This window comes from Streptomyces sp. NPDC005202 (assembly GCF_040608235.1).
Taxonomy (GTDB): Bacteria; Actinomycetota; Actinomycetes; order Streptomycetales; family Streptomycetaceae; genus Streptomyces.
In genome coordinates, this window is the sequence record NZ_JBEXHW010000032.1 from 11850 (window position 1) to 33785 (window position 21936).

The following is a 21936-nucleotide window of genomic DNA, read 5'->3' on the forward strand; positions in this document are numbered from 1 at the left end:
CCCGGCGCCGGTTCAGCGGACCGTCGGCTGGGCCTCGCGGCAGATCAGCAGCAGTGCCCGGTCGTCGTTGACGTCCTTGGCCACCGCTTCGATGAGGTGCCAGGCGGCTCCGTGGAAGCCGCCGGCGACGTAGCGGTCGGCCTCGCCGGTGAGGCGGTCGATGCCCTCGACGATGTCGCGGTCGGACGTCTCCACCAGGCCGTCGGTGAACAGCATCAGGACGTCACCGGGGCGCAGGGAGCCCTTGACGGGGTCGAACTGGGCGCCGTCGTACACGCCGAGCAGCGGGCCCTCGGCCGCCTTCTCCTCCCAGCGGCCGCTGCCCGCGCTGAGTTGCAGGCCCGGCGGGTGCCCCGCGGAGTACAGCTCGTAGTCGCCGGAGTCCAGGTCCAGGACCAGATGGATCGAGGTGGCGAAGCCCTCCTCCCAGTCCTGGCGCAGCAGATAGCCGTTCGCCGCCGGAAGGAACGCGTGCGGGGGCAGACTGCCCAGCAGGCCGCCGAACGCGCCCGACAGCAGCAGCGCCCGCGAGCCGGCGTCCATGCCCTTGCCCGACACGTCCGTGAGGACGACCTCCAGGGTGCGGCCGCCGTTCGTCCGGGCCGCGACCACGAAGTCGCCGGAGAAGGACTGTCCACCAGCCGGGCGCAGCGCCATCTCGCGGTGCCAGCCGTCGGGCAGCTTCGGCAACTTGCTCTGCACCCGGATGCGTTCGCGCAGGTCGAACAGCATCGTGCCGCCGCGCCGCCAGGGCACGCCGACGCGGCTGCGGAACTGCGCGACCAGCAACCCGAAGAAGCCGCAGGCGGCGACCACCAGCACGACGCCCGGGGTCACCCGGGACGGGCCCTCGGTGTACGGCCCGAGCCGCACCGACTCCACGATGAGCCCCGTGGCCGCCGCCGCGTACAGGCCGAGCAGGCTCGCCGGGCGCAGCAGCAGACCGCCCGCGACGATGGGCAGGACGAGCGCGGCCGGCGAGCACCACACCGAGTTGGCGAGCGTCACGGCCGCGATCAGTGGGATGGTCAGCAGCAGGCCGCCGAGCGCGACCCAGTCCGAGCCGTCCCCGCGGAAGTAGTCGACGCCGGCTCTGCGCACGCCGACGCGGGCCCGGTGCCACTGCTTCTTCAACCGGGCCGTGAACGTCTCGGCTTCCGCGCGCCGCTCTCGTCCTGCTGCCATTAGTTCGGGACCCTATCCATCGGACCAGCTGCTTGGCACGGGAGGCCCCACTTGTCCCCCGTCCGAGGTTCAACTTCACAGTGAACTTCACAGAAAGCCGTCCCGCTGCCACCCGGGAGAAATTCGCTCGCTCGTCCCGCATTGCCCTGATAGGCGTGGCTCATGGCGACTGACCTTGCGAGCGAGCTGAGGGTGCTGCGGCGGGACGACTGGGATGCGTGGTACGACAACCTGATCCGCGCCTTCGGCGGGGTCCCTGAGTCGCCCGAGGAGAGGGAGCTGTGGAATTCCCTCACGGAGCTCGACCGTTCCCTCGGTGCCTGGGACGGAGACGCGTGCGTGGGGACGGCGGGGGCGTTCAGCTTCCGCATGACCGTGCCCGGCGGCGCGCTGGTGCCCGCCGCCGGCGTCACGATGGTCAGCGTGGCCGCCACGCACCGGCGGCGCGGGGTGCTGACCTCGATGATGCGGCGGCAGTTGGACGACGTCCGCTCCTGGGGCGAGCCGCTGGCGGTGCTGACCGCCTCCGAGCCGGCGATCTACGGCCGGTTCGGGTACGCCGCCGCGACCTTCCAGGTCAGCGCCGAGATCGACACGAGCCGGGCCGGACTGTCGGTCCCGGCCGGCACCGACGACGTACGCCTGCGGTACGCGGCGCCCGCCGACGTCCTCGACGCATGCGAGGCGGTGTACGCACAGCTGGTGCCCCGCCGGCCCGGGATGCTGGCCCGGCGGCCCGGCTGGGAGCGGGTGGGGCTGCTCGACCCGGAGAGCGAGCGGGACGGCGCGTCCCCGCTGCAGTGCGTGGTCGCCGAGCAAACCAGGGGGCGCGAAGCGCCTTCGATTGAGGGTGGTGGTGGGAGACGGGCGGGCGGCGAGGTCACGGGGTACGCCCGCTACCGCGTCAAGCTCGGCTGGGGCGTCACCGGGCACGACGGCACGGTGCTCCTCGACGACCTGGCCGCACTCGATCCCGCGACCGACGCGGCGCTGTGGCGCTTCCTGTTCGGCATCGACCTGACGACGACGCTGACCGTGCGGGGGCGGCCGGTCGACGAGTCCTGGCAGTACCTGGTGACCGACATCCGGCGCTGCCGGCCGCGGCTGCGGGACTGTTTGTACGTGCGGCTCGTCGACGTCGGGGCGGCGCTTGCGGCGCGGACGTACCAGGCGCCGGTGGACGTGGTGTTCGAGGTGGAGGACGCGTTCTGCCCCTGGAACGCCGGGCGTTGGCGGCTGAGCGGGGATGCGAAGGGGGCGTCCTGCGAGCGGACGTCGGATGCGGCGGACCTCGCCCTGTCCGTACGCGAGTTGGGCGCGGCGTACCTCGGTGGTGTGTCGCTGGCCTCACTGGCCGCCGCCGGGCGGGTGCGGGAACTGCGGCAGGGGGCGCTGGCGGAGGCGTCGTTGGGGTTCGGGTCGGCGGTGGCGCCGTGGCTGCCGCACGGGTTCTAGGCCGACGTCGGGTTTTCCGACGGCGTCAGGACTTCTGACAGGTCGGGCACCAGAAGAGGTTGCGGGCGGCGAGATCGGCGGTGCGGATCTCGCCGCCGCAGATGTGGCAGGGCTGGTGGGCCCGGCGGTAGACGTAGACCTCGCCGCCGTGGTCGTCGACGCGGGGCGGGCGGCCCATCGCCTCCGGGGTGTGTTCCGGGCGGACGGTGTCGATGCGGTTGGCGCGGACGCCGGCGTGCATGAGCTCGACGAGGTCGGTCCACATCGCGTCCCACTCGGCCGGGGTGATGTCCCTGCCCTGGCGGTAGGGGTCGATACGGTGCCGGAAGAGGACCTCGGCGCGGTAGACGTTGCCGACGCCGGCGATGACCTTCTGGTCCATCAGGAGGGCGGCGATCGTCGTACGGCTGCGGCGGATGCGGGCGTAGGCGGCGGCCGGGTCGGCGTCTGGGCGGAGGGGGTCGGGGCCGAGGCGGTCGTGTATGGCGTTCTTCTCGGCCTCGGTGATCAGTGCGCAGGTCGTGGGGCCACGGAGGTCGACGTACGAGGTGGCGTTGGCGAGGCGGAGGCGGACGGTGTCCGTGGGCGGGGGTGCGGGGGCGTCGCCGAAGGTGACCTTGCCGAAGAGGCCGAGGTGGATGTGGACCCAGTCGCCGTCGCGGAAGCCCAGGAAGAGGTGCTTGCCGTGGGCGTCGGCGGTGTGCAGGGCGGTACCGTCGAGGAGGGCGGCGGCGTCGCTGAACTTGCCCTGGGGGCTGCTGACGGTGACGCGGCCATGGGCGAACCGTGCCGCGTAGTCCTCGGCCAGCCGGTGAATGGTGTGCCCCTCTGGCACGTGCGGTTCCTTTCCCACCCGGTGTCTGACAACTCCTCGGGACTGCTCTAGGCCCCTCTGCCCACCGGCCTGCGCGACTCGGTCGGATGAGGGCTCACCCCACCCTGGGGCTTGGCCCCGGGCCCCGGCGGGAACTCCGTCCCCTGCCCCCCCTTCCCAGGACGACGTCCCGGGGCCCCGGGGGCGGCAGCCCCCGGCGAGGGCGGCACCGGCGCCGGGTGCCCCAAGAGCAACGGCAACCCCAGGCGCGGCCGGCCCCTACTGCTGCGGGTGGTGGGCCGGGATCGGCGGGAGGTCGCCCGTCGTCTCGTACGCCGACAGCATGTCGATGCGGCGGATGTGGCGCTCGTCACCGGAGAAGGGGGTGTTGAGGAAGGTCTCGACGAACTTCGTCGCCTCCGCCAGCGTGTGCATGCGCGCGCCCACCGCCACGACGTTCGCGTTGTTGTGCTGCCGGCCGAGCGACGCGGTCTCCTCGCTCCAGGCCAGGGCCGCCCGCACGCCCTTCACCTTGTTCGCCGCGATCTGCTCGCCGTTGCCGGAGCCGCCGATCACGATGCCGAGGGCGTCGGGGTCCGCGGCCGTGCGCTCCGCGGCGCGCAGGCAGAAGGGCGGGTAGTCGTCCTGGGCGTCGTAGATGTGCGGCCCGCAGTCGACGGGCTCGTGGCCCGCCGCCTTGAGCCACTCGACGAGGTGGTTCTTGAGTTCGAAGCCCGCATGGTCCGAGCCGAGATACACGCGCATGGTCCGAGTGTGACACGGCGGTTTCGGGCCAGCCGTCTCGGGTGGCGTCGTACCACAGGCGCCCGAGGAATGTGAGCCACGTTACAAACCTCAAGGAAACATCAAGTAACGATTCCATTTCGAAGGTTCACGAATTCCTTTGCCTCGGATTCACTGGACCGACTCGTACACCGCTCGTACGGGAAACCGCTCACCCGGCGCAAAGGAAATCCGTCCATGACCTCGCAGACGACCCTGTCGAAGGCTGGAAGCGGCCACGTAAGCCCCGACGGACACGGTTCAGGGCTTCAGGCCGGACTCAAGAACCGCCACCTGTCGATGATCGCCATTGGTGGGGTGATCGGTGCGGGACTGTTCGTCGGTTCCAGCTCCGGCATCGCCACCGCCGGCCCCGGCATCCTCCTCTCCTACGCCCTCGTCGGCATGCTTGTCGTCCTCGTGATGCGCATGCTCGGCGAAATGTCCGCCGCCAACCCGACCTCCGGTTCCTTCTCCGCGCACGCCGACCGCGCGCTCGGCAGCTGGGCCGGGTTCTCCATCGGCTGGCTGTACTGGTTCTTCTGGGTCGTCGTGCTGGCCGTGGAGGCGACCGCCGGCGCCAAGATCCTCGAAGGGTGGATCCCCGCGGTGCCCCAGTGGGGATGGGCCCTCATCGTGATGGTGGTGCTGACCGCCACCAACCTGGTCTCCGTCGGCTCCTACGGCGAGTTCGAGTTCTGGTTCGCCGGGATCAAGGTCGTGGCGATCGGCGCGTTCATCGTCATCGGCGCGCTGGCCGTGTTCGGCGTGCTGCCCGGCGTGCACAGCGACAAGGCGGGGCTCGGCAACCTCACCGGCCACGGCGGCTTCCTGCCCCACGGACCCGGCGCCATCCTCACCGGTGTGCTGCTCGTCGTCTTCTCCTTCATGGGCAGCGAGATCGCGACCCTCGCGGCGGGCGAGTCGGAGGACCCGCAGCGCGCCGTCACCAAGTCGACCAACAGCATCATCTGGCGCATCGCCGTCTTCTACCTCGGCTCGATCCTCGTCGTCGTCTCCCTGCTCCCCTGGAACGACAAGTCGATCACCGAGAAGGGCTCCTACGTCGCCGCCCTGGACTCCCTCGGAATCGCGCACGCCGGTCAGATCATGAACTTCATCGTGCTGACCTCGGTGCTGTCCTGTCTCAACTCCGGCCTCTACACGGCCTCCCGCATGGCGTTCTCGCTCGGCGAGCGCGGTGACGCGCCCAAGGCCTTCGCACGGACCAACAGCCGGGGTGTGCCGATGGCCGCGATCATCGTGTCGGTCGTCTTCGGCTTCGTGGCCGTGTTCTTCAACTACAAGTTCCCGGACTCCGTCTTCCTCTTCCTCGTCAACTCCTCCGGCGCGGTCGCCCTGTTCGTCTGGCTGGTGATCTGCTTCTCGCAGCTGCGCATGCGGAGGATCATCCAGGCCGAGGCGCCGGAGAAGCTGATCGTGAAGATGTGGCTGTACCCGTACCTGACCTGGGCGACGGCCGCGCTCATCGTGTTCGTCCTCGGCTACATGCTGACCGACACCGAGCACGACGGCCGCGAGACCATGCTGCTGTCGCTGCTGGTCGCGGCGATCGTGCTGGTGATCGCCGTGGTCAAGCAGAAGCTCGGCGGCCGGGTCGCGGTGCGGGCCGAGGCGGAGAAGGTCTCGGTCGGCTGACGCAGGCCGTCCACCGGACTCGAGGGAGCCCTTCGGGGCTCCCTCTTCTTTTTGCCCCGGCGCTCACAGGATCGTGAAGCCGTCCCTGACCCGGTCGTACGTGGTCAACGCGTGCGGCTACGTGACGTCCTGCCGCTGGGCGCGGCCGGCGCGGCGCTGATCGCGGCGGGCGCGGCCGGGCTGTGGTGGTCGCAGCGGCGGCCGCGGGAGCGGCAGGGCTGAGCCGGGGCCGGGAGACGGGGCGGCCGGGGTGCGGGAGCCACCCCGGCCGCCCCCGAAAACCTGACGGTATGCGTCAGGAAATACGAGCACGATGAGGGCCATGAACTTCGCCGGCAACACCGCAGAACTGCTCGTCCTCCGCCCCGGCGACACCGGCTACCAGGAGGAACTCGCCGGTTTCCAGCTCGGGTTCACCCAGCGGCCCGCCGTGGTCTTCGCCGCCTCCCGCGCAGACGACGTGATCGCCGCCGTGCGGTACGCGGCCGGTGCGGGGCTGCCGGTCGGCGTCCAGGCCACCGGGCACGGGCTGCCCGGTACGGCGGAGGGCGGCGTGCTCGTGACCACCAGGCGCATGGACGGGGTGACCGTCGATCCCGGGGCCCGTACCGTCCGCGTCCAGGCGGGCGTGCGCTGGGGACAGGTCGTGTAGCCGTACGGGCTGGCGCGCCTCAACGGCTCCGCGCCGGGTGTGGGTGCCGTGTCGTACACCCTGGGCGGCGGACTCGGCATCCTGGCCCGCGAGTTCGGGTACGCCGCCGACCATGTGCGCTCGCTCGACGTCGTCACGGCCGACGGGCAGCTGCGGCACGTCACCCGGGAATCGGAGCCCGAGCTGTACTGGGGGCTGCTCGGCGGCGGACACACCCTCGGCGTCGTCACCGAGCTGGAGATCGGCCTCGTACCCGTGGCCCGGCTGTACGGCGGCTCGCTCGCCCTCGACGGGCGCGAGGTCGACCCGGCGGCCGTCCTGCGGGCGTACGAGGAGTGGACGCTACCGTGCCGGACGGGCTGACCTCGTCCTTCGCCGCCGTACCGTACCCGGACGTCCCGGGGCTGCCGCCGCACCTGCGCGGCCGGTACGTCATCTCGGTGCGGGTCGCGTACACGGGTGCCGACGGTGACGAAATCGTCGCGCCGCTGCGGGAGATCGGGCCGGTGCTCGCCGACTCGTTGCGCGAGATGCCGTACGCCGAGAGCCACACGATCCACAGCGACCCGGACTTCCCGCACGTTTACTACGGGGACAGCGCGGTGCTGCGCGGCCTGGACGTGGGGCGGGGCGCCGAGCTGCTGGCCCGTACCGGGCCGGACGCGCCCGCCATGTGCGTCGTGCAGGTCAACCACCTGGGCGGCGCACTGGCCGAGTCCGCGCCGAACGCGGTGCCGTACCGCGAAGGGCGGTACCTGGTACGGCTGTTGACCATGGGTGAGCGGGAGAAGGCCCGTGAGTTGCTGGACCCCGCCTTCGCGGTGGTCGCCCCGGACACGATCGGCCGGGCGCTCAACTTCGCCTTCGGGGCGGGTGACCGGGGCGAGGGGCTGTACGACGCCGGGACGCGCGCGAGGCTCGCCGGGCTGAAGTCGCAGTACGACCCGGCGAACCTCTTCCGCAGGAACTACGGCGTCAGCGCCGGATGAGCTTCCAGGCGGTGGGCAGCGCGCCCATCGCCAGGGCGGCCTTCAGCGCGTCGCCGATCAGGAACGGGGTCAGGCCGGCCGCGATCGCCGCGGACGCGGACATGCCGGTGGCCAGGGCCAGGTAGGGCACGCCGACGGCGTAGATGATCGCCTCGCCGAGCAGCATCGTGCCCGCCATGCGCCAGGCGGAGCGGTCGGCGCCGCGGCGGGCCAGGGCGCCGACGACGGTGGAGGCGAGCAGCATGCCGAGGATGTAGCCGAACGACGGCGCGGCCGCGCCGGAGCTGCCGCCCGCGAACCACGGCACGCCCGCGATGCCCGCGAGCGCGTACAGCGCGAGGGAGAGAAAGCCGCGGCCCGCGCCGAGCGTGGTGCCGACGAGCAGGGCGGCGAAGGTCTGGCCGGTCACCGGCACCGGGGAGCCCGGCACGGGCACGGAGATCTGGGCGGCGAGGCCGGTGAGCGCGGCACCGCCGAGCACGAGCGCGATGTCCCGGACACGGGACGCAGGCAGCAGGTCGGCGAGGACCTGCCCGGTACGGGCGGGGGCGGCGGCAGCGGTGCTCATGGGGACTCCGCGGGGCTGAGGGCAGTTCGGAACAGGGTGACGCTATCCCAGCGCCCGCGAGCCGATCACCGTCAGCGCTCGACAAAGGGCGCAACAGGGGCTTGGTGGGCTCCGCACAAAGAGTGCGGGTTACACGTGACGGGGCGTGATGCCGGTCACTGAGGTGGAGTGGTTTCACCTACGGGGACCGGGCGGGCCCCCTCTGTAGGGTTTCGCCAAACGGGTCGTTTGCCTGTGCCGGTGCCGTCTCGCCCGTCGGTCACCACCTGGGCAGCGGTGGGCCGTTTTGCTAGCTTCGAGCGCATGGTTGCCCAGGCCCGGAACTTCTCGTCGCGTCGTTACGTCGACCTGCGACGCCAGGGCACGGCCACCTGTCGCCGCCCGGTGTAGGGGCGGGCTCCGGCACGCCCCGACTCACAGGACGGCGCAGTGTCGGACCCGTTCCCCAGGGAGATCTCCCATGCCCCGTACCGCGGCACCCACCCTGATGTCCCCCATCCCCCGTGTCGCCGACCGCGACCGGCGCCGGACCAGCGCCAGCGTCGTGCTGCGGTCGGTGCTGGAGCACGGGCCGGTGGCGCGCAGCACCATCGCCCGGCTGACCGGGCTGTCCCCGGCCTCCGTGACGGACTACTGCGCCCGGTTCGCCGAGCTCGGGCTCATCCGCGAGGCCGCCGCGCCCCGGCGGTCCAACGGGGTGGGGCGGCCGCACGTGCCCGTCGATCTGGACGACTCACGCTTCCTGGTGGGCGGGGTGCACGTGGCGGTGCCGTACACCACGGTCGCGCTGCTCGATCTGCGCGGCCGGGTGGTGGCCGAGCGGCGGCTGAAGCACACGCGCACCGAGCCCTCCCCCGTGCTCGCCCGGGCCGCCGACGGCCTGGGGGAGTTGCTGGCCGACGCCGCGGGCAGCGCGCCCCTCGGCGTCGGGTTCGCGGCCGGTGGCTGGGTGGAGCGGGACTCCGGCACCGTCGTCGAACACCCGCTGCTGGGCTGGCGGGACGTACCGGTGCGGGAGGTGCTCGGCGCCCGCACCGGACTGCCGGTCCACGTCGACGGGCATGCGCGGGCGCTGGTCAACGCGGAGCGCCTGTTCGGACGGGCGCGGGGCAGCCGGAACGTGCTGCACCTGTTCGTCGGCAACGTGGTCGACGCGGCCTTCGCCACGAACGACGAGGTGCACCACGGGCCGAGGTCCCAGGCGGGGGCGATCGCGCACCTGCCGTTGCGGGGCGGCACCGAGCCCTGCGACTGCGGACGTGTCGGCTGCCTCCAGGTCGAGCTGAGCGAGCGGACGCTGTGCCGGCGGGCGCGGGAGGCCGGGGTGATCGACGGGGCAAATCCGATGGACGTGGTGGCCGCCGCGGCCGCCGGTGACGCGGCGGCCGTACGGCTGCTGGTGGAGCGGGCCCGGATGACGGGGCGGGCGGCGGGGCTGCTGTCGGACGTGCTCAATCCGGAGACGGTGGTCGTCACCGAGGTCGGAATCATTCACCGGGAGGACTGTCTGACCGCGATGCGGGGAGCGGTCGGGCCCGACCGGGCGGCGGATGTCGTGCCGATCAGTTTTCCGGATTCCGTACTCGCCGTGGCGGGCGGATCGGTGGCCCTGGACGTGCTCTACCGGGATCCGTTGGGTGTGTCACCTGAGCTGAATTAATTCAGAAACTCCGAATGTTGACAGGGGTTGTGCGGGGCCGGGAACATCCTGTTGATGAGCCCGCTGACGAGCTGTCGCATCCTTTGTTGCTGACACGTTGACGCGCCCCGGAGCGCCTTTCCCCTCCGGCTCTCTTTCCTGCGTGAATTCCCTTCCCTGGCTTTCTCCTGCCCGCAATTTCGCACGCTTTCCTGCCTTGTGAACCCAGGGAGTCCTCCCATGCCCGTGTCCGGTGTCGACCGGCGTCTTTTCCTCTCCTCGGTACTCGGCGTCGCCGCCGCGGCGGCCGGACTGAGCGGCTGCGCCGGATCCAGTGCCGCCGCCGCCAAGTCGTCCGCAGGCCTGGCCGCCCCGCTCGCCGACAAGGTCCCGGCGGGTACGAGCCTGAAGATCACCTCGTACCAGGACGCCCAGCAGTTGCAGCTCAAGCTGGCCGGTCTGCCCGAGTTGCCGTTCACCGTGTCGAGCTGGCTGAACATCGGGGCCGGTCCCGACGTCATCAACGCCTTCCGCGCCAAGTCCCTGGACCTGGCGAACAACGCGGGCATTCCGCCGATCCAGGCGCACTACCAGGGATTCGACGCGAAGATCGTCGCGATCGACATCACCCGCAAGCTCAACTACCTCTTCGCCACCAAGCCCGGCAGCGACATCCGCACGGTCCAGGACTTCAAGGGCAGGAAGCTGGCGTTCTCGCAGGGCCAGGCCCAGGGCGTCGTTCTGCTGCGGGCGTTGAAGACAGCCGGACTGAAGTACGACGAGGTGAAGCTGGTCCCGCTGACCAGCAACCAGTTCCTCACCGCCCTGCAGTCCGGTCAGGTGGACGTGGCGCCGCTCGGCAACAGCCAGGTGCCGGCGTACCTGAAGCAGTACGGGTCCAAGGGCGCCCACACCATCCCCACCGACGTCGTGGACCTGCTCAACCTGCTGTGGGCGCCGACCTCCGTGCTCGCCGACTCCGCGAAGGCCGCCGCCGTCGCCGCCTACATCCCGCAGTGGGCCAAGGGCCAGGTGTGGCGGTACGAGCACCCCGACGTCTGGAACAGGGAGTTCTACGTCAAGACGCGCCGCGCCAACCACTGGCACACCGACGTCACCTTCGTCCTCAACCCGCCGCAGGCCAGCACCCTGCGCAGCATCACCGTCCCGCCGTACGGCGGCGAGACCCTGATCGCGAACGCCGCGGCCGCCTACCGCGACCTGCCCGAGCCGCTGCGCCGCCGGCGAGCGCGGGCTGTTCATTGGCGGGTTCGCGCAGCGGATCGTAGGCCTGTCGGTGCCTGAGTCCCGCACGCTGCTGGACCTGCTCCAGTCGTACGTCACCCGCCCGGAGAACATCCTGCGCTGGCGCTGGTCCCCGGTCCGGCATCACCCAGCACTACGCCATCGACAACTACGACGGCCTGCCGCGCCGCCTGAACCGGGTGACGGTCGCCAGTGACGTGCCGGTCGGCATCGAGGGCAAGGAGAGCTACTCGATCGAGGGGGACGCCTCGCACTACACGACCGTCGCCGGGTAACCGGAACATCACGCTCCGCACTGCGGACGTCCGGATGGTGAGCAGTCTCTCCGCCGGAGCGGAGAGACTGCCCAGACTGTGGGGGTTTTTGCCCATCTCCCGTACTGGACGAGCCGCGCCATGCCCAGCAACACCACCTCCCCCAAGCTCTCGGCTCCGCTCGAGCAGGGGGGACCCCCATCGCCGCCCCCCGGGGCGGACGACGTCTCCCTGTCCCACGGCCTGAAGCAGCGCCACCTGTCGATGATCGCCCTCGGCGGCGTCATCGGCGCCGGCCTGTTCGTCGGCTCCGGCGCGGGCATCGCCGCCGCCGGTCCCTCGATCGTCGTCGCCTACACCCTCTCCGGCCTCCTGGTGATGCTGGTGATGCGGATGCTCGGCGAGATGTCGGCCGCGTACCCGTCGTCGGGCTCCTTCTCCGCACACGCCGAGCGGGCGCTCGGCCCCTGGGCGGGCTTCACCGCGGGCTGGTCCTTCTGGGTCCTGCTGTGCACGGCCGTCGGCCTGGAGGGCATCGGCGCCGCGAAGATCGTCACCGGCTGGCTGCCGGGTACGCCCGAGTGGGCGTGGGTGGCGCTGTTCATGGTGGTCTTCTGCGCCGCCAACCTCGCCGCGGTGAAGAACTTCGGCGAGTTCGAGTTCTGGTTCGCGGCGCTCAAGGTCGGAGCGATCACGCTGTTCCTGGTCCTCGGCGTGCTGGCCATCGCCGGCGTGCTGCCCGGCACCGACTCGCCGGGGACGAGCAACCTCACGCACTTCCTCCCCCATGGCGGCGAGGGCCTGGTGATCGGGTTGCTCGCGTCGGTGTTCGCCTACGGCGGCCTGGAGACGGTCACCATCGCGGCGGCCGAGTCGGAGAACCCGGTCAAGGGCGTGGCGAGCGCCGTGCGCACCGCGATGTGGCGCATCGCGCTGTTCTACATCGGCTCCATGGCGGTCATCGTCACCGTGGTCCCCTGGGACTCGAAGGAGATCGTCGAGAAGGGCCCGTACGTCGCCGCCCTCGACCACCTCGGCATCCCGGGCGCCGGGCAGCTGATGAACGTGGTGGTGCTGGTCGCGCTGCTGAGCGCGATGAACGCCAACATCTACGGCTCCTCACGCATCGCCTACTCCCTGGTGCAGCGCGGCCAGGGCCCGAAGGCGCTGGCCAGGGTCTCCGGCGGCGTCCCGCGGATCGCCGTCCTGGTGTCGTGCGTCTTCGGCTTCGCGTGCGTGCTGCTCAGCTACTGGCGGCCGAACGACGTCTTCCCCTGGCTGCTGAACATGATCGGCGCGGTGATCCTGGTGGTCTGGATCTTCATCGCCGTCTCGCAGCTGCGGCTGCGGCGCAGGCTCGAACGGGAGACACCGGAGAAGCTGGTCGTGCGGATGTGGGCGTTCCCGTGGCTGACGTGGGTCGCGATGGCCGGCATGGCCGCGATCTTCGTCCTGATGGCCCGGGAGGCCGACACGCGGGTGCAGCTGTACTCGACGGGCGGCATGACGCTGTTCCTGGCGGCGGTGGGATACGTCTGGCAGCGAACGCGCGCCAGGAGCTGACGCACCACACCTGCCTCGGGAAGGCCCTCACGTGGGACACGTGAGGGCCTTCTTGTTGCTCGGGTCCACCTTGTAGTTGCAAGCCTTTTGCAATAAAAGGTCGGAGGGGACCCGCCATGCCCGTCTACACGCTGCCTGAACTGCCGTACGACTACACCGCGCTCGCCCCCGTGATCAGCCCCGAGATCATCGAGCTGCACCACGACAAGCACCACGCGGCCTATGTGAAGGGCGCCAACGACACGCTGGAGCAGCTGGCGGAGGCACGGAACAAGAAGCAGTGGGGATCGGTCAACGGCCTGGAGAAGAACCTGGCCTTCCACCTCTCCGGGCACATCCTGCACTCGATCTACTGGCACAACATGACCGGTGACGGCGGCGGCGAGCCGCTGGAGAAGGACGGCGTGGGCGAGCCTGCAGACGCGATCGCCGAGTCCTTCGGCTCCTTCGCCGCCTTCAAGGCGCAGCTGTCCAAAGCCGCCGCGACCACGCAGGGGTCGGGCTGGGGCGTACTCGCCCACGAACCGCTCAGCGGGCGGCTGATCGTCGAGCAGGTCTACGACCACCAGGGCAACGTCGGCCAGGACTCGACGCCGATCCTGGTCGTCGACGCCTGAGAGCACGCCCTCTACCTGCAGTACCGCAACCAGAAGGTGGACTTCACCGAGGCCATGTGGCAGGTCGTGGACTGGCAGGACCTGGCGAAGCGCTACGCGGCCGCCAAGTCCCGCGCAGACGTGCTGCTGCTCGCGCCGTAAGGCGTCCCGGAGCGTCCTGCCTCGTGATCGTCGACTGGCACGTGCTGCTGCTCGCGCCGTAAGGCGTCCCGGAGCGTCCTGCCTCGTGATCGTCTTCCCGTCCTTCACGCGGGCAGGCGGAAAGAAGGAAGGGCCCCTGCGAGACCGGCCCGCAGGGGCCCTTTCCCTCCATCGCGGGACATGTCCGAAAAGTCGCCCTGGTGTGACGCATTCCGGACTGCCCCGATCGTCGCGGGTGCCCCTACGCTCCCGATGCGGTCACCGCCGCACCGCCCCATCGGGAGGCCATCGTGATGGACGACAAGTACTGCCCCACCTGCCCCGGCAACAAGCCCCAGCGGTTCCGGCCGGCCACGAAGAAAGAGCTGGAGTACGTCGCGGCTCACGGCGGGGGCAAGGACACGCCCAGCTTCTGGCGCTGCGGCAACGACGGCTGCCTGTGGGTGCAGCCCTACTTCAACCGCAGCAAAGGCTTCAGCCTGCCGGAATCGTTCAGGTGACCGCGGTCAGAGGTTGCTGAAGTCCGGCCCCACCGTCCGCGTCCGCTTGAGCTCGTAGAACCCGGGGATCGACGCGACCGCGAGGGTGCCGTCCCAGAGGCGGGCCGCCTGCTCGCCCTTGGGGGCGGGGGTGACGACCGGGCCGAAGAAGGCGATCTGCTCGCCGTCGGGGCCGGGGACCGCGATGACCGGGGTGCCGACGTCCTGGCCGACCTTGTCGATGCCTTCCTTGTGGGAGGCGCGCAGTTCGGCGTCGAACTCGAAGTCCTCCTGGTCGGCGTACTCGATGAGGTCGGCGGGCAGGCCCACCTCGTCCAGCGCGGCCGCGATGGCCTCGCGGGTCGGACCCTCGCCCCGGTTGTGGAAGCGGGTGCCGAGCGCGGTGTAGAGCGGGCCGAGGACGTCCTCGCCGTGCTTCTGCCAGGCCGCGGTCACCACGCGCACCGGGGCCCACGCCTCGGTGGTCAGCAGCTCACGGTACGACTCGGGCAGCTCGTCCAGCTTGGGCTCGTTGAGCACGGCCAGGCTCATGATGTGCCAGCGGACCTCGATGTCCCGTACCTTCTCCACTTCCAGCACCCACCGGGACGTCATCCAGGCCCAGGGGCACAGCGGGTCGAACCAGAAGTCGACGGGGGTCTTGCCGGACGCGGTCGCGGTCTCGGACATGGCTCTCCTTGGAATACGGCCCATGCGGTCTTTGAACGGGCAACATCGCCCTCCCCCGTCCCATTCCCGGGTGCCCGGTGTCAGGGGCGCATGGCAGGATCGGTCCTGTTCCATCGTGTCCGACATCCGAGACGTGCTGAGGGAGTGCCGCCCGTGCCCGGTGAGAATCTGTCCCGCGACGAGGCCCGGGAACGGGCCGCCCTGCTGTCGGTCGAGGGCTACGAGGTGTTCCTCGACCTGCGTTCCGCGGTGGGCGAGTCCGCCGCCGGCGAGGACAGCGCGGACGGGCCGCGGACCTTCCGCTCGGTGACCACGATCCGCTTCCGCTGCGCCGAGCCCGGCGCCTCGAGCTTCGCGGACCTGATCGCACCGGCCGTCACGGCCGTCTCGCTCAACGGCAAGGACCTCGACCCGGGCGAGGTCTTCGACGGCTCCCGCATCCGGCTTGAGGACCTCGCCGCCGACAACGAGCTGGTCGTCGATGCGCAGTGCGCCTATTCGCGCACCGGGGAGGGCCTGCACCGCTTCGTCGACCCCGAGGACGGGGAGGTGTACCTCTACACCCAGTACGAGCCGGCCGACTCCCGCCGTGTCTTCGCGAACTTCGAGCAGCCGGACCTCAAGGCCCCGTTCCGCTTCGAGGTGCGGGCGCCGGAGGGCTGGACGGTGTGGAGCAACGGGGTCGGTGAACTGCACGACGGGGTCTGGCGGTTCGCGGAGACGAAACCGATCTCGACGTACATCACCTGCGTGGTGGCGGGCCCGTACCACTACGTGACGGACACCTACGAGCGGGTCCTCGCGGACGGCACGCGGCTGGAGATCCCGCTCGGCGCCCTGTGCCGCAAGGGCCTGGCGAAGCACTTCGACGCCGACGACGTCTTCCTGGTCACCAAGCAGGGCCTGGACTTCTTCCACGACCACTTCGACTACCCGTACCCGTTCGGCAAGTACGACCAGGCGTTCGTGCCCGAGTACAACCTCGGCGCGATGGAGAACCCGGGCCTGGTGACGTTCCGGGAGGAGTACATCTTCCGCGGGAAGGTGACGCAGGCCTCCTACGAGGGCCGGGCGAATGTCGTGCTGCACGAGATGGCGCACATGTGGTTCGGCGACCTGGTCACCATGGAGTGGTGGGACGACCTGTGGCTGAAGGAGTCCTTCGCCGACTTCATGGGCGCGTTCGCGCTGGTCGGCGCGACCCGCTTCAAGGACGGCTGGATCACCTTTGCCAACCGCCGCAAGGCGTGGGCGTACCGCGCGGACCAGCTGCCCTCCACGCACCCGATCACCGCGGACATCCGCGACCTGCAGGACGCCAAGCTGAACTTCGACGGCATCACGTACGCCAAGGGCGCGTCGGTGCTGAAGCAGCTGGTGGCGTACGTCGGCCAGGACGCGTTTCTGGAGGGCGCGCGGCGCTACTTCAAGCGGCACGCGTACGGCAACACGCGCCTCGGTGACCTGCTCGCGGTGCTGGAGGAGACCAGCGGCCGCGACATGGGCGCGTGGGCGCGGGCGTGGCTGCAGACCGCCGGGGTCAATTCGCTGACGCCGCAGGTCCTGCTCGGCCCGGAGGGCCGGATCACCGAGCTGGCGGTGCTCCAGGAGGCGCCGGAGACGCATCCGGAGCTGCGGCCGCACCGGGTGGCGGTGGGCCTGTACCGGCGGACGGACGAGGGGGCACTGGAGCGGTACGCGCGGGCCGAGGCGGACGTCGACGGCCCGCGGACGGTCGTGGCGGAACTGGCCGGTGCGGACGCCCCCGAGCTGGTCCTGGTCAACGACGACGACCTGACGTACTGCAAGACCCGCTTCGACGACACCTCCCTGGCCACGCTGCGGGAGCACCTCGGCGCCCTCACCGACCCGCTCGCCCGCGCGCTGTGCTGGTCGGTGCTGTGGAACCTGACGCGGGACGCGCTGCTGCCGGCGCGGGACTTCATCGACCTGGTGCTGCGGTTCGCGGGCCGCGAGTCCGACATCGGCGTGCTGCAGATGCTGCACGCGTGGGCCGGCTCGGCGCTGGTCCACTATGTCGCCCCCGAGTGGCGGGAGACGGGCGAGCGGATGCTGGCCAAGGGCGCGCTGCGCGAGCTGCGGCAGGCCGAGCCGGGCAGCGAGCACCAGCTGGCCTGGGCCCGCTTCTTCGCGACGGTGGCGTCGGCCCCGGCCGATCTGGAGCTGTTGCAGGGCCTGTTGGCGGGCACGGCGGAGATCGCCGGACTGGACGTCGACCAGGAGCTGCGCTGGGCGTTCCTGGAGCCGCTGGCGGCGCACGGGGTCGCGGACGAAAAGGTGCTCGCGGACGAACTGGCCCGGGACGACACCGCCTCCGGCAAGCGCCACCAGGTCCGCTGCCTGGCCGCGCGCCCCTCGGCCGCCGTCAAGGCGCAGGCGTGGGCGCAGGTCGTGGAGTCGGACGCCCTCTCGAACGCACTGGTCGAGGCGACGATCGCGGGCTTCGTGCAGTCGTCGCAGCGGGAGCTGCTCGCGCCGTACGCGCCGAAGTACTTCGCGGCGATCGAGCGGGTGTGGGCGGAGCGGTCGATCCAGATCGGGATGGACATCGTGCGGGGTCTGTTCCCGTCGCTGCAGGACTTCCAGGAGACCCTGGACGCGACGGACGCGTGGCTGGCCGCCCACGAGGGGGCCGCTCCCGCCCTGCGCCGCCTGGTGCTGGAGGCACGGGACGACCTGGCGCGGGCGCTGCGGGCGCAGGCGTGCGACGCGGCGGCGGCCGGTGCGGCCGATCGCTAGACCACACCTTTGGCCAAAGCTCCGGCCTTCGGTAACCGTTACGGAATTCAGGCAATAGACCCCGTAACCCCTGGCCCCCACCCGAACGGACCAGGTGCTTTCGGCACCCGAACACGCGTGCTTTAGGGCGGCCTTGTCCGGGTTCGTCGACGGGCGTGTAACAGCGGTTAGAGGGTGGATCGGGCGCGGGAACTCCCGGGGCATGAACCACAACACCCCGCTCTCCCCCCGCCCCCTCCGCCACCTCGCCAAGGTGCACCGCCGGGTCCTGACCGCCGCCCAGCTGCGCGCGCACGGCGTCTCGGCCGCCGAGAGGGACGAGCAGTGCCGCCCCGGCGGACCCTGGCAGCAGATCCTCCCGGGCGTCTTCCTGCTCCACCCGGGCCCGCCGACCAGCGAGGAGCGGCTGCACGCGGTGCTCATGTACGCGACACGCGGACCGCTCCCGCAGACGGCACCCGGGGTGCCGACCCAGCCGACCGCGCAGGAGCCGCACCGGCCGGTGTACGCGGAGGTGATGATCACCGGCCTGGCGGCCCTGACCCTCCACGGCTTCGCCTCCGCACCTGCCCTGCTGTCGCTGGAGAAGATCGACATCCTGGTGCCCCGCATGCGCCGGCTGCGCTCGACGGGCTGTGCGCGGATCGTCCGCACGGCCGCCCTGCCCACCCCCGAGCCGGTCACCGGCCTTCCGGTGGCGCCGGTGCCGCGGGTTTTGGCGGACGCGGTGGCCGAACTGGCGGACGCGGGCGTGGTACGGCGGCTGCTGACGGAGGCGGTGCGCGGCGGCCACTGCGAACCGGCGGCCGTGGTGAAGGAGTTGACCCAGGCCCGGCTGCTGAGCCGGCCGCACGTGGTGGACGCGGTGGACTCGCTGCTGGCCGAGGGGCGCGCGATCGCGGAGAACCGCCTGTACCGGATGGTCCGGGAGTACGGCCTGCCCGACCCGGTGTGGAACGTGGATCTACGCCTGCCGGGCGGCCCCCACCTGGGCGGTCTGGACGCGTACTGGCCGGAACAGGCGGTGGCGGTGGAGCTGGACACCCGCGCTCCGCGCCAAGGCCACCGGCAGGACGACGACGCCCTGTGGTCGGAGTACACCCGCAAGCGTGAGCACCTGGAGCGCCTCGGCATCACGGTCGTCCACATCACGCCCAAAAAGCTCCGCGACGCGATGGAGCAACAGGCGACGGTGGTCCGCACGGCGCTGATGGCGGCGGTCGACAGGGATCCGGCCGCGTACGTCGTGGTGCTCCCGCGGTAGTGACCCGGGGAGGCATCAGGAGGGGAGAGGAGGGGCCACCGGTGCTGCCGGCGGCCCCTCCTCGTGCGTCGGCCGGTGACCCGCACCTACGTGCCGCAGAACTCCGCCTCGATCACCGCGCCGCTGTCGCCCGTCCAGTCGGCGTTGAAGTTGAAGGAGAGAGCGTGGTGGCCGTCGGCCGTCGTCACCGCGGAGGACGTCGAGCCGTGGATGCCTCCGTCGTGGCCCCAGACGTGGACGCCGCAGGAGAGGGTGTGGTCGATGAGACCGAGGCCGTATGCGGAGTTCGGGACGCCGTCGATCTCCACCGTGGTCTTCATTTCCTTCAGCTGGTGCGGCGGCAGCAGCCCGCCGCGGAGCAGGGCCGTGTAGAAGCGGTTCAGATCGGCCGAGTCCGAGATCATCTCGCCCGCGGAGGACGCCAGCGAGGGGTTGAGGTCCGTGACGTCGTACGTCGGGCCCGTCGTCGTCTCCGCCAGTTTCGAGTAGGCGCGGCGGCTGGGGTGAGGGACCGTGACCCTCGTGCCGGGGAGGGACGTGGCCTTCAGGTGCAGGGGGTCGATGATGCGCCTGCGGATCTCCTCCGTGTACGCGTGGCCCGTCACCCGCTCGATCACCATGCCGGCCAGGACGTAGTTGGTGTTGGAGTAGTTCCAGGACGTACCCGGTGCGAAGTCCGGCTTGTGGGACATGGCGGCCTCCACCAGGGCCTCGGGCTTCAGCGTGTCGTAGCGGTGGCGGAAGAAGCCGTCCTTCAGGAAGTGGGTACGGGCGAAGGTCTCGTCGGCCGTGTAGTTGTAGATGCCGCTCGTGTGGTTCAGCAGTTGGCGGATCGTGATGCGGCGGCCGTCGTGGCCGTGGCCCCTCACCGCCCCGGGCAGCCACTTGTCCACCGTGTCGTCCAGCGACAGCTTGCCCTCCGCCTCCAGCTGGAGCAGCACCGTGGACACGAAGGTCTTGGTGATGCTGCCCACCCGGTACCGGTCGTCCGCGCTGCGCGGCGTGCCCGTCCGCACGTTGCCCAAGCCCGCCGTCGCCGACCAGGTGCCCCTGCCGTCCTGCGCGGTCGCCGTCACCCCGGGCACGCCGTCCCCGACCGCGGCCCGGACGGCCGCGCGGGTCGCCTCGTGGTGGCCGCCTCCGGCGGGAACCGCCGCCAGCGCCGGCCCCGCCGGCACCGCGGAGAGGACCACGGCCGCCGCTCCCACCAGTGCCGTTCGTACCGTCATCGCCTTCCCCCTTCTCGTCGTCGAGCTCGGTCGCGGGGGACTCGGGCGGTGTCCGCGAAGGTTGCGCCACAGTCTGCCAGTTGAGTGAGTTTCGGTCCTTTGCCGGCCGGCCCTCAGCCCTTCTTCAGCACGAGCTCCGTGTTGCGGTCCGCCGCGTTGCCCGCCAGCGTCTTGTTGGCGCCCGGAGCGTTGAAGGACAGTTCGCGGTAGAGGGCTGCCAGGCCGGTCTGGCTGAGGTCGGCGAAATCCGTGCGGTGCGGGGCTGCAGACTCCACCAGCGTGGTGAAGACCGACAACGTGCCGTCCTTGTTGTCCACCAGCTCGATGACGCGGGCGAGTTGGGGGTAGTCGACGTGCGAGGCGGTGGAGATCTCCCAGAAGGAGCGGCCACCGGGCGCGGAGTGCGGGGTGATGACGTTCTTGTGGATGTGGCCGTTCACCCAGGCGAGCACGTTGCTGTGGCTGCCCAGGAGGGCGATGACCTCGGAGCCGTTGTGCCGGCGTTCGCCGGGGCGGGCCGGGTCGGGGCGGGTGTTGGTCATCGTCTTGCTGGTGTGGTGGCTGAAGACCACCGCGTACGAGTCCTTGTTGTCGCGGAGGGTCTTGTCGAGCCACTTCAACTGGGCAGTCCCGATGGACCCTTCGTAGTGCCCGCCCGGGTCGGTGGTGTCGAGACTGATGCCGATGACGTCGTCGGCGATGCGGAAGCTGTAGTACTGGGTGCCCGCGTCGAGGTTGGCGGAGGAGTAGCCGTGGCCGACCGGGCCCAGCCCGGTGTAGGCCGGGTCCAGGTGCGCCTTGAGGTAGTCGGCGGGGGTGTACGGGGCCCGCTTCTCGTCGGGGGTGACCGAGCGCATGTCCCGGGCGTGGGCCTTGAGCAGTTCGCGGAACTGCACGCCCTTGGGGTCCTTGGCGTTCTTGATGGCGGTCTGCAGCTTCCTGGCCTCCGAGGCCGACAGGCTCATCAGCTTCTTGCCGCCGATCGCGTACTCGGCGAGGTAGGGGTCGCCGTGCGCGTAGCAGCCGAGCGGCAGGGCGTCGTGGTTGCCGACGGTGGAGTACCAGGGAAGGTTGAGGCCGGGGCTGCGCACCTCGCGGATCGCGGCGGCCAGGAAGCCGTGCAGATGCGGGAAGCCGAGCTGCTTGTCGGCGTCGCGCAGGGGCGAGTCGGGCTGCCAGTACAGCTTGAGCCCGCTGTTCTGGACGCCCTCGTAGTGCCGCGGGTCGCCGGAGTTGGGCGTGATGCGCCCACCGCTCATGATCTTCATGAACCACTCCAGCTCGGAATGGGCGTTGTTGTCCGTGTTGTCGCCGGTGGTCATCACGAAGTGGAGCGGGGCGCCGGTGACGGGGGCGCCCCGCAGCGCGTTGACCCGCTCGACGAGCGAGACGGCGCCCGGCACGGTGAGCGCCTCGTGCGGCCGCCAGGCGTGCTGGTCGGTGGAGCGCAGGTACTCCAGGCGGAGCGGGTGCTGGCTGTCCATCAGGTGCAGGTCGGTGAACTGCACGAACGCGGCGAGCGCGGTACGGCGGCCGGCCCGGCCCGACTTGGGCGCCGCCAGCTCGCTGCGCACCACGCGCTTCCAGCCGGGGCCGTCGCCGAGCCGGCGGTAGCCGGAGCCGGTGCGCGGGGCGGCGACGGAGGCGAGGGTGGTGCCCTTGGTGTACGGAGCGAGCGGGGCGGCCGGCGCCATGGGGGTCCCCCCGGTCGAGCGCGTTCGGGACTGGGGGAGGGACGACGCGATCGGCGCCTCGCCGGAGCCGGAGCCGGAGGCGGAGGTTCCGTCGGCGGTGGCGGCCTGGCTGTCGGTGGGCCGCAGGGCGTATCCGACGCCCACGGAGAGGGACACCGCGCCGGCGGCGGCGAGGACGGTACGGCGGTTGACCCCCAGCGCGGAGCTGGTGACAGAGCGTATGCGCGACATGGCG

14 protein-coding genes and 4 pseudogenes are annotated in these 21936 nt (G+C 71.0%); 11 read left to right on the forward strand and 7 right to left on the reverse strand.

The genetic code is table 11. From position 1 onward, the window contains the following. Positions 1 to 12: 12 nt before the first annotated feature. On the reverse strand, positions 13 to 1185 hold the full coding sequence (locus tag ABZV31_RS31010) for a PP2C family protein-serine/threonine phosphatase (protein WP_355900213.1): 1173 nt from the start codon (positions 1183 to 1185) through the stop codon (positions 13 to 15). A 162-nt stretch (positions 1186 to 1347) separates the two neighbouring features. Here ABZV31_RS31010 and ABZV31_RS31015 point away from each other — a divergent pair, with 162 nt between their 5' ends. Then, positions 1348 to 2640 (forward strand): GNAT family N-acetyltransferase, encoded by a 1293-nt coding sequence (locus tag ABZV31_RS31015; RefSeq protein ID WP_355900214.1) that lies wholly within the window; start codon positions 1348 to 1350, stop codon positions 2638 to 2640. Positions 2641 to 2665: 25 nt separating this feature from the next. On the opposite strand, the gene ABZV31_RS31020 is transcribed toward ABZV31_RS31015, so the two are convergent. Both ABZV31_RS31020 and ABZV31_RS31025 read right to left on the reverse strand, forming a co-directional pair. Further along, a complete protein-coding gene (locus ABZV31_RS31020; RefSeq protein WP_355900215.1) occupies positions 2666 to 3475 on the reverse strand; it encodes a DNA-formamidopyrimidine glycosylase family protein in 810 nt (269 codons plus the stop codon). Positions 3476 to 3733: 258 nt separating this feature from the next. Next, positions 3734 to 4219, reverse strand: coding sequence for a ribose-5-phosphate isomerase (locus ABZV31_RS31025; RefSeq protein WP_355900216.1), 486 nt, complete (start codon positions 4217 to 4219; stop codon positions 3734 to 3736). A 216-nt stretch (positions 4220 to 4435) separates the two neighbouring features. On the opposite strand from ABZV31_RS31025, the gene ABZV31_RS31030 reads away from it, so the two are divergent. Continuing rightward, on the forward strand, positions 4436 to 5896 hold the full coding sequence (locus tag ABZV31_RS31030) for an amino acid permease (protein WP_355900217.1): 1461 nt from the start codon (positions 4436 to 4438) through the stop codon (positions 5894 to 5896). Between the two features lie 322 nt (positions 5897 to 6218). Continuing rightward, positions 6219 to 7537 (forward strand): annotated as a pseudogene (locus ABZV31_RS31035) (FAD-binding oxidoreductase). On the opposite strand, the gene ABZV31_RS31040 reads toward ABZV31_RS31035, so the two are convergent. Further along, positions 7524 to 8105: a biotin transporter BioY gene (locus ABZV31_RS31040; RefSeq protein WP_355900218.1), complete on the reverse strand. Its 582-nt coding sequence runs from the start codon at positions 8103 to 8105 to the stop codon at positions 7524 to 7526. The pseudogene ABZV31_RS31035 and the gene ABZV31_RS31040 sit on opposite strands and share 14 nt — an antisense overlap. A gap of 460 nt (positions 8106 to 8565) precedes the next feature. Here ABZV31_RS31040 and ABZV31_RS31045 point away from each other — a divergent pair, with 460 nt between their 5' ends. From ABZV31_RS31045 to ABZV31_RS31070, 6 genes and pseudogenes are all read left to right on the forward strand, one after another. Beyond that, the gene (locus tag ABZV31_RS31045; protein ID WP_355900219.1) at positions 8566 to 9765 is read left to right on the forward strand and encodes an ROK family protein; all 1200 of its coding nucleotides are present in this window, start codon (positions 8566 to 8568) and stop codon (positions 9763 to 9765) included. 219 nt (positions 9766 to 9984) lie between these two features. Further along, positions 9985 to 10833 (forward strand): annotated as a pseudogene (locus ABZV31_RS31050) (ABC transporter substrate-binding protein); the annotation flags it as partial. Then, positions 10834 to 11285, forward strand: a pseudogene (locus ABZV31_RS31055) (TauD/TfdA family dioxygenase); the annotation flags it as partial. A gap of 120 nt (positions 11286 to 11405) precedes the next feature. After that, a complete protein-coding gene (locus ABZV31_RS31060) occupies positions 11406 to 12827 on the forward strand; it encodes an amino acid permease (protein WP_355900220.1) in 1422 nt (473 codons plus the stop codon). Positions 12828 to 12943: 116 nt separating this feature from the next. Beyond that, positions 12944 to 13585 (forward strand): annotated as a pseudogene (locus tag ABZV31_RS31065) (superoxide dismutase). A gap of 293 nt (positions 13586 to 13878) precedes the next feature. Next, complete coding sequence (locus tag ABZV31_RS31070) at positions 13879 to 14085, forward strand: hypothetical protein (protein WP_355900221.1); 207 nt, start codon at positions 13879 to 13881, stop codon at positions 14083 to 14085. A 6-nt stretch (positions 14086 to 14091) separates the two neighbouring features. On the opposite strand, the gene ABZV31_RS31075 is transcribed toward ABZV31_RS31070, so the two are convergent. After that, a complete protein-coding gene (locus ABZV31_RS31075; RefSeq protein ID WP_355900222.1) occupies positions 14092 to 14754 on the reverse strand; it encodes a DsbA family protein in 663 nt (220 codons plus the stop codon). Between the two features lie 153 nt (positions 14755 to 14907). Here ABZV31_RS31075 and pepN point away from each other — a divergent pair, with 153 nt between their 5' ends. Together pepN and ABZV31_RS31085 are read left to right on the forward strand one after the other, a co-directional pair. Next, positions 14908 to 17514: an aminopeptidase N gene (pepN, locus tag ABZV31_RS31080; RefSeq protein WP_355900223.1), complete on the forward strand. Its 2607-nt coding sequence runs from the start codon at positions 14908 to 14910 to the stop codon at positions 17512 to 17514. Positions 17515 to 17716: 202 nt separating this feature from the next. Continuing rightward, positions 17717 to 18778 carry a hypothetical protein gene (locus ABZV31_RS31085; RefSeq protein WP_355900224.1) on the forward strand — a complete coding sequence of 354 codons (1062 nt, stop codon included), beginning with the start codon at positions 17717 to 17719 and terminating at the stop codon, positions 18776 to 18778. 86 nt (positions 18779 to 18864) lie between these two features. On the opposite strand, the gene ABZV31_RS31090 is transcribed toward ABZV31_RS31085, so the two are convergent. Then, entirely contained in the window at positions 18865 to 20007 is a 1143-nt protein-coding gene (locus ABZV31_RS31090; protein ID WP_355900225.1) for a serine hydrolase domain-containing protein, read from the reverse strand. A gap of 113 nt (positions 20008 to 20120) precedes the next feature. Further along, positions 20121 to 21932, reverse strand: a complete 1812-nt coding sequence (locus ABZV31_RS31095; RefSeq protein ID WP_355900226.1) for a TIGR03767 family metallophosphoesterase — start codon at positions 21930 to 21932, stop codon at positions 20121 to 20123. Between the last annotated feature and the right edge of the window lie 4 nt (positions 21933 to 21936).

Coding starts and splice junctions, on each gene's coding strand:
- ABZV31_RS31010 (WP_355900213.1), bottom strand. CDS start 1,185: ATGGCAGCAGGACGAGAGCGGCGCGCGGAAGCCGAGACGTTCACGGCC.
- ABZV31_RS31015 (WP_355900214.1), top strand. CDS start 1,348: ATGGCGACTGACCTTGCGAGCGAGCTGAGGGTGCTGCGGCGGGACGAC.
- ABZV31_RS31025 (WP_355900216.1), bottom strand. CDS start 4,219: ATGCGCGTGTATCTCGGCTCGGACCATGCGGGCTTCGAACTCAAGAAC.
- ABZV31_RS31030 (WP_355900217.1), top strand. CDS start 4,436: ATGACCTCGCAGACGACCCTGTCGAAGGCTGGAAGCGGCCACGTAAGC.
- ABZV31_RS31040 (WP_355900218.1), bottom strand. CDS start 8,105: ATGAGCACCGCTGCCGCCGCCCCCGCCCGTACCGGGCAGGTCCTCGCC.
- ABZV31_RS31045 (WP_355900219.1), top strand. CDS start 8,566: ATGCCCCGTACCGCGGCACCCACCCTGATGTCCCCCATCCCCCGTGTC.
- ABZV31_RS31060 (WP_355900220.1), top strand. CDS start 11,406: ATGCCCAGCAACACCACCTCCCCCAAGCTCTCGGCTCCGCTCGAGCAG.
- ABZV31_RS31070 (WP_355900221.1), top strand. CDS start 13,879: ATGGACGACAAGTACTGCCCCACCTGCCCCGGCAACAAGCCCCAGCGG.
- ABZV31_RS31075 (WP_355900222.1), bottom strand. CDS start 14,754: ATGTCCGAGACCGCGACCGCGTCCGGCAAGACCCCCGTCGACTTCTGG.
- ABZV31_RS31085 (WP_355900224.1), top strand. CDS start 17,717: ATGAACCACAACACCCCGCTCTCCCCCCGCCCCCTCCGCCACCTCGCC.
- ABZV31_RS31090 (WP_355900225.1), bottom strand. CDS start 20,007: ATGACGGTACGAACGGCACTGGTGGGAGCGGCGGCCGTGGTCCTCTCC.
- ABZV31_RS31095 (WP_355900226.1), bottom strand. CDS start 21,932: ATGTCGCGCATACGCTCTGTCACCAGCTCCGCGCTGGGGGTCAACCGC.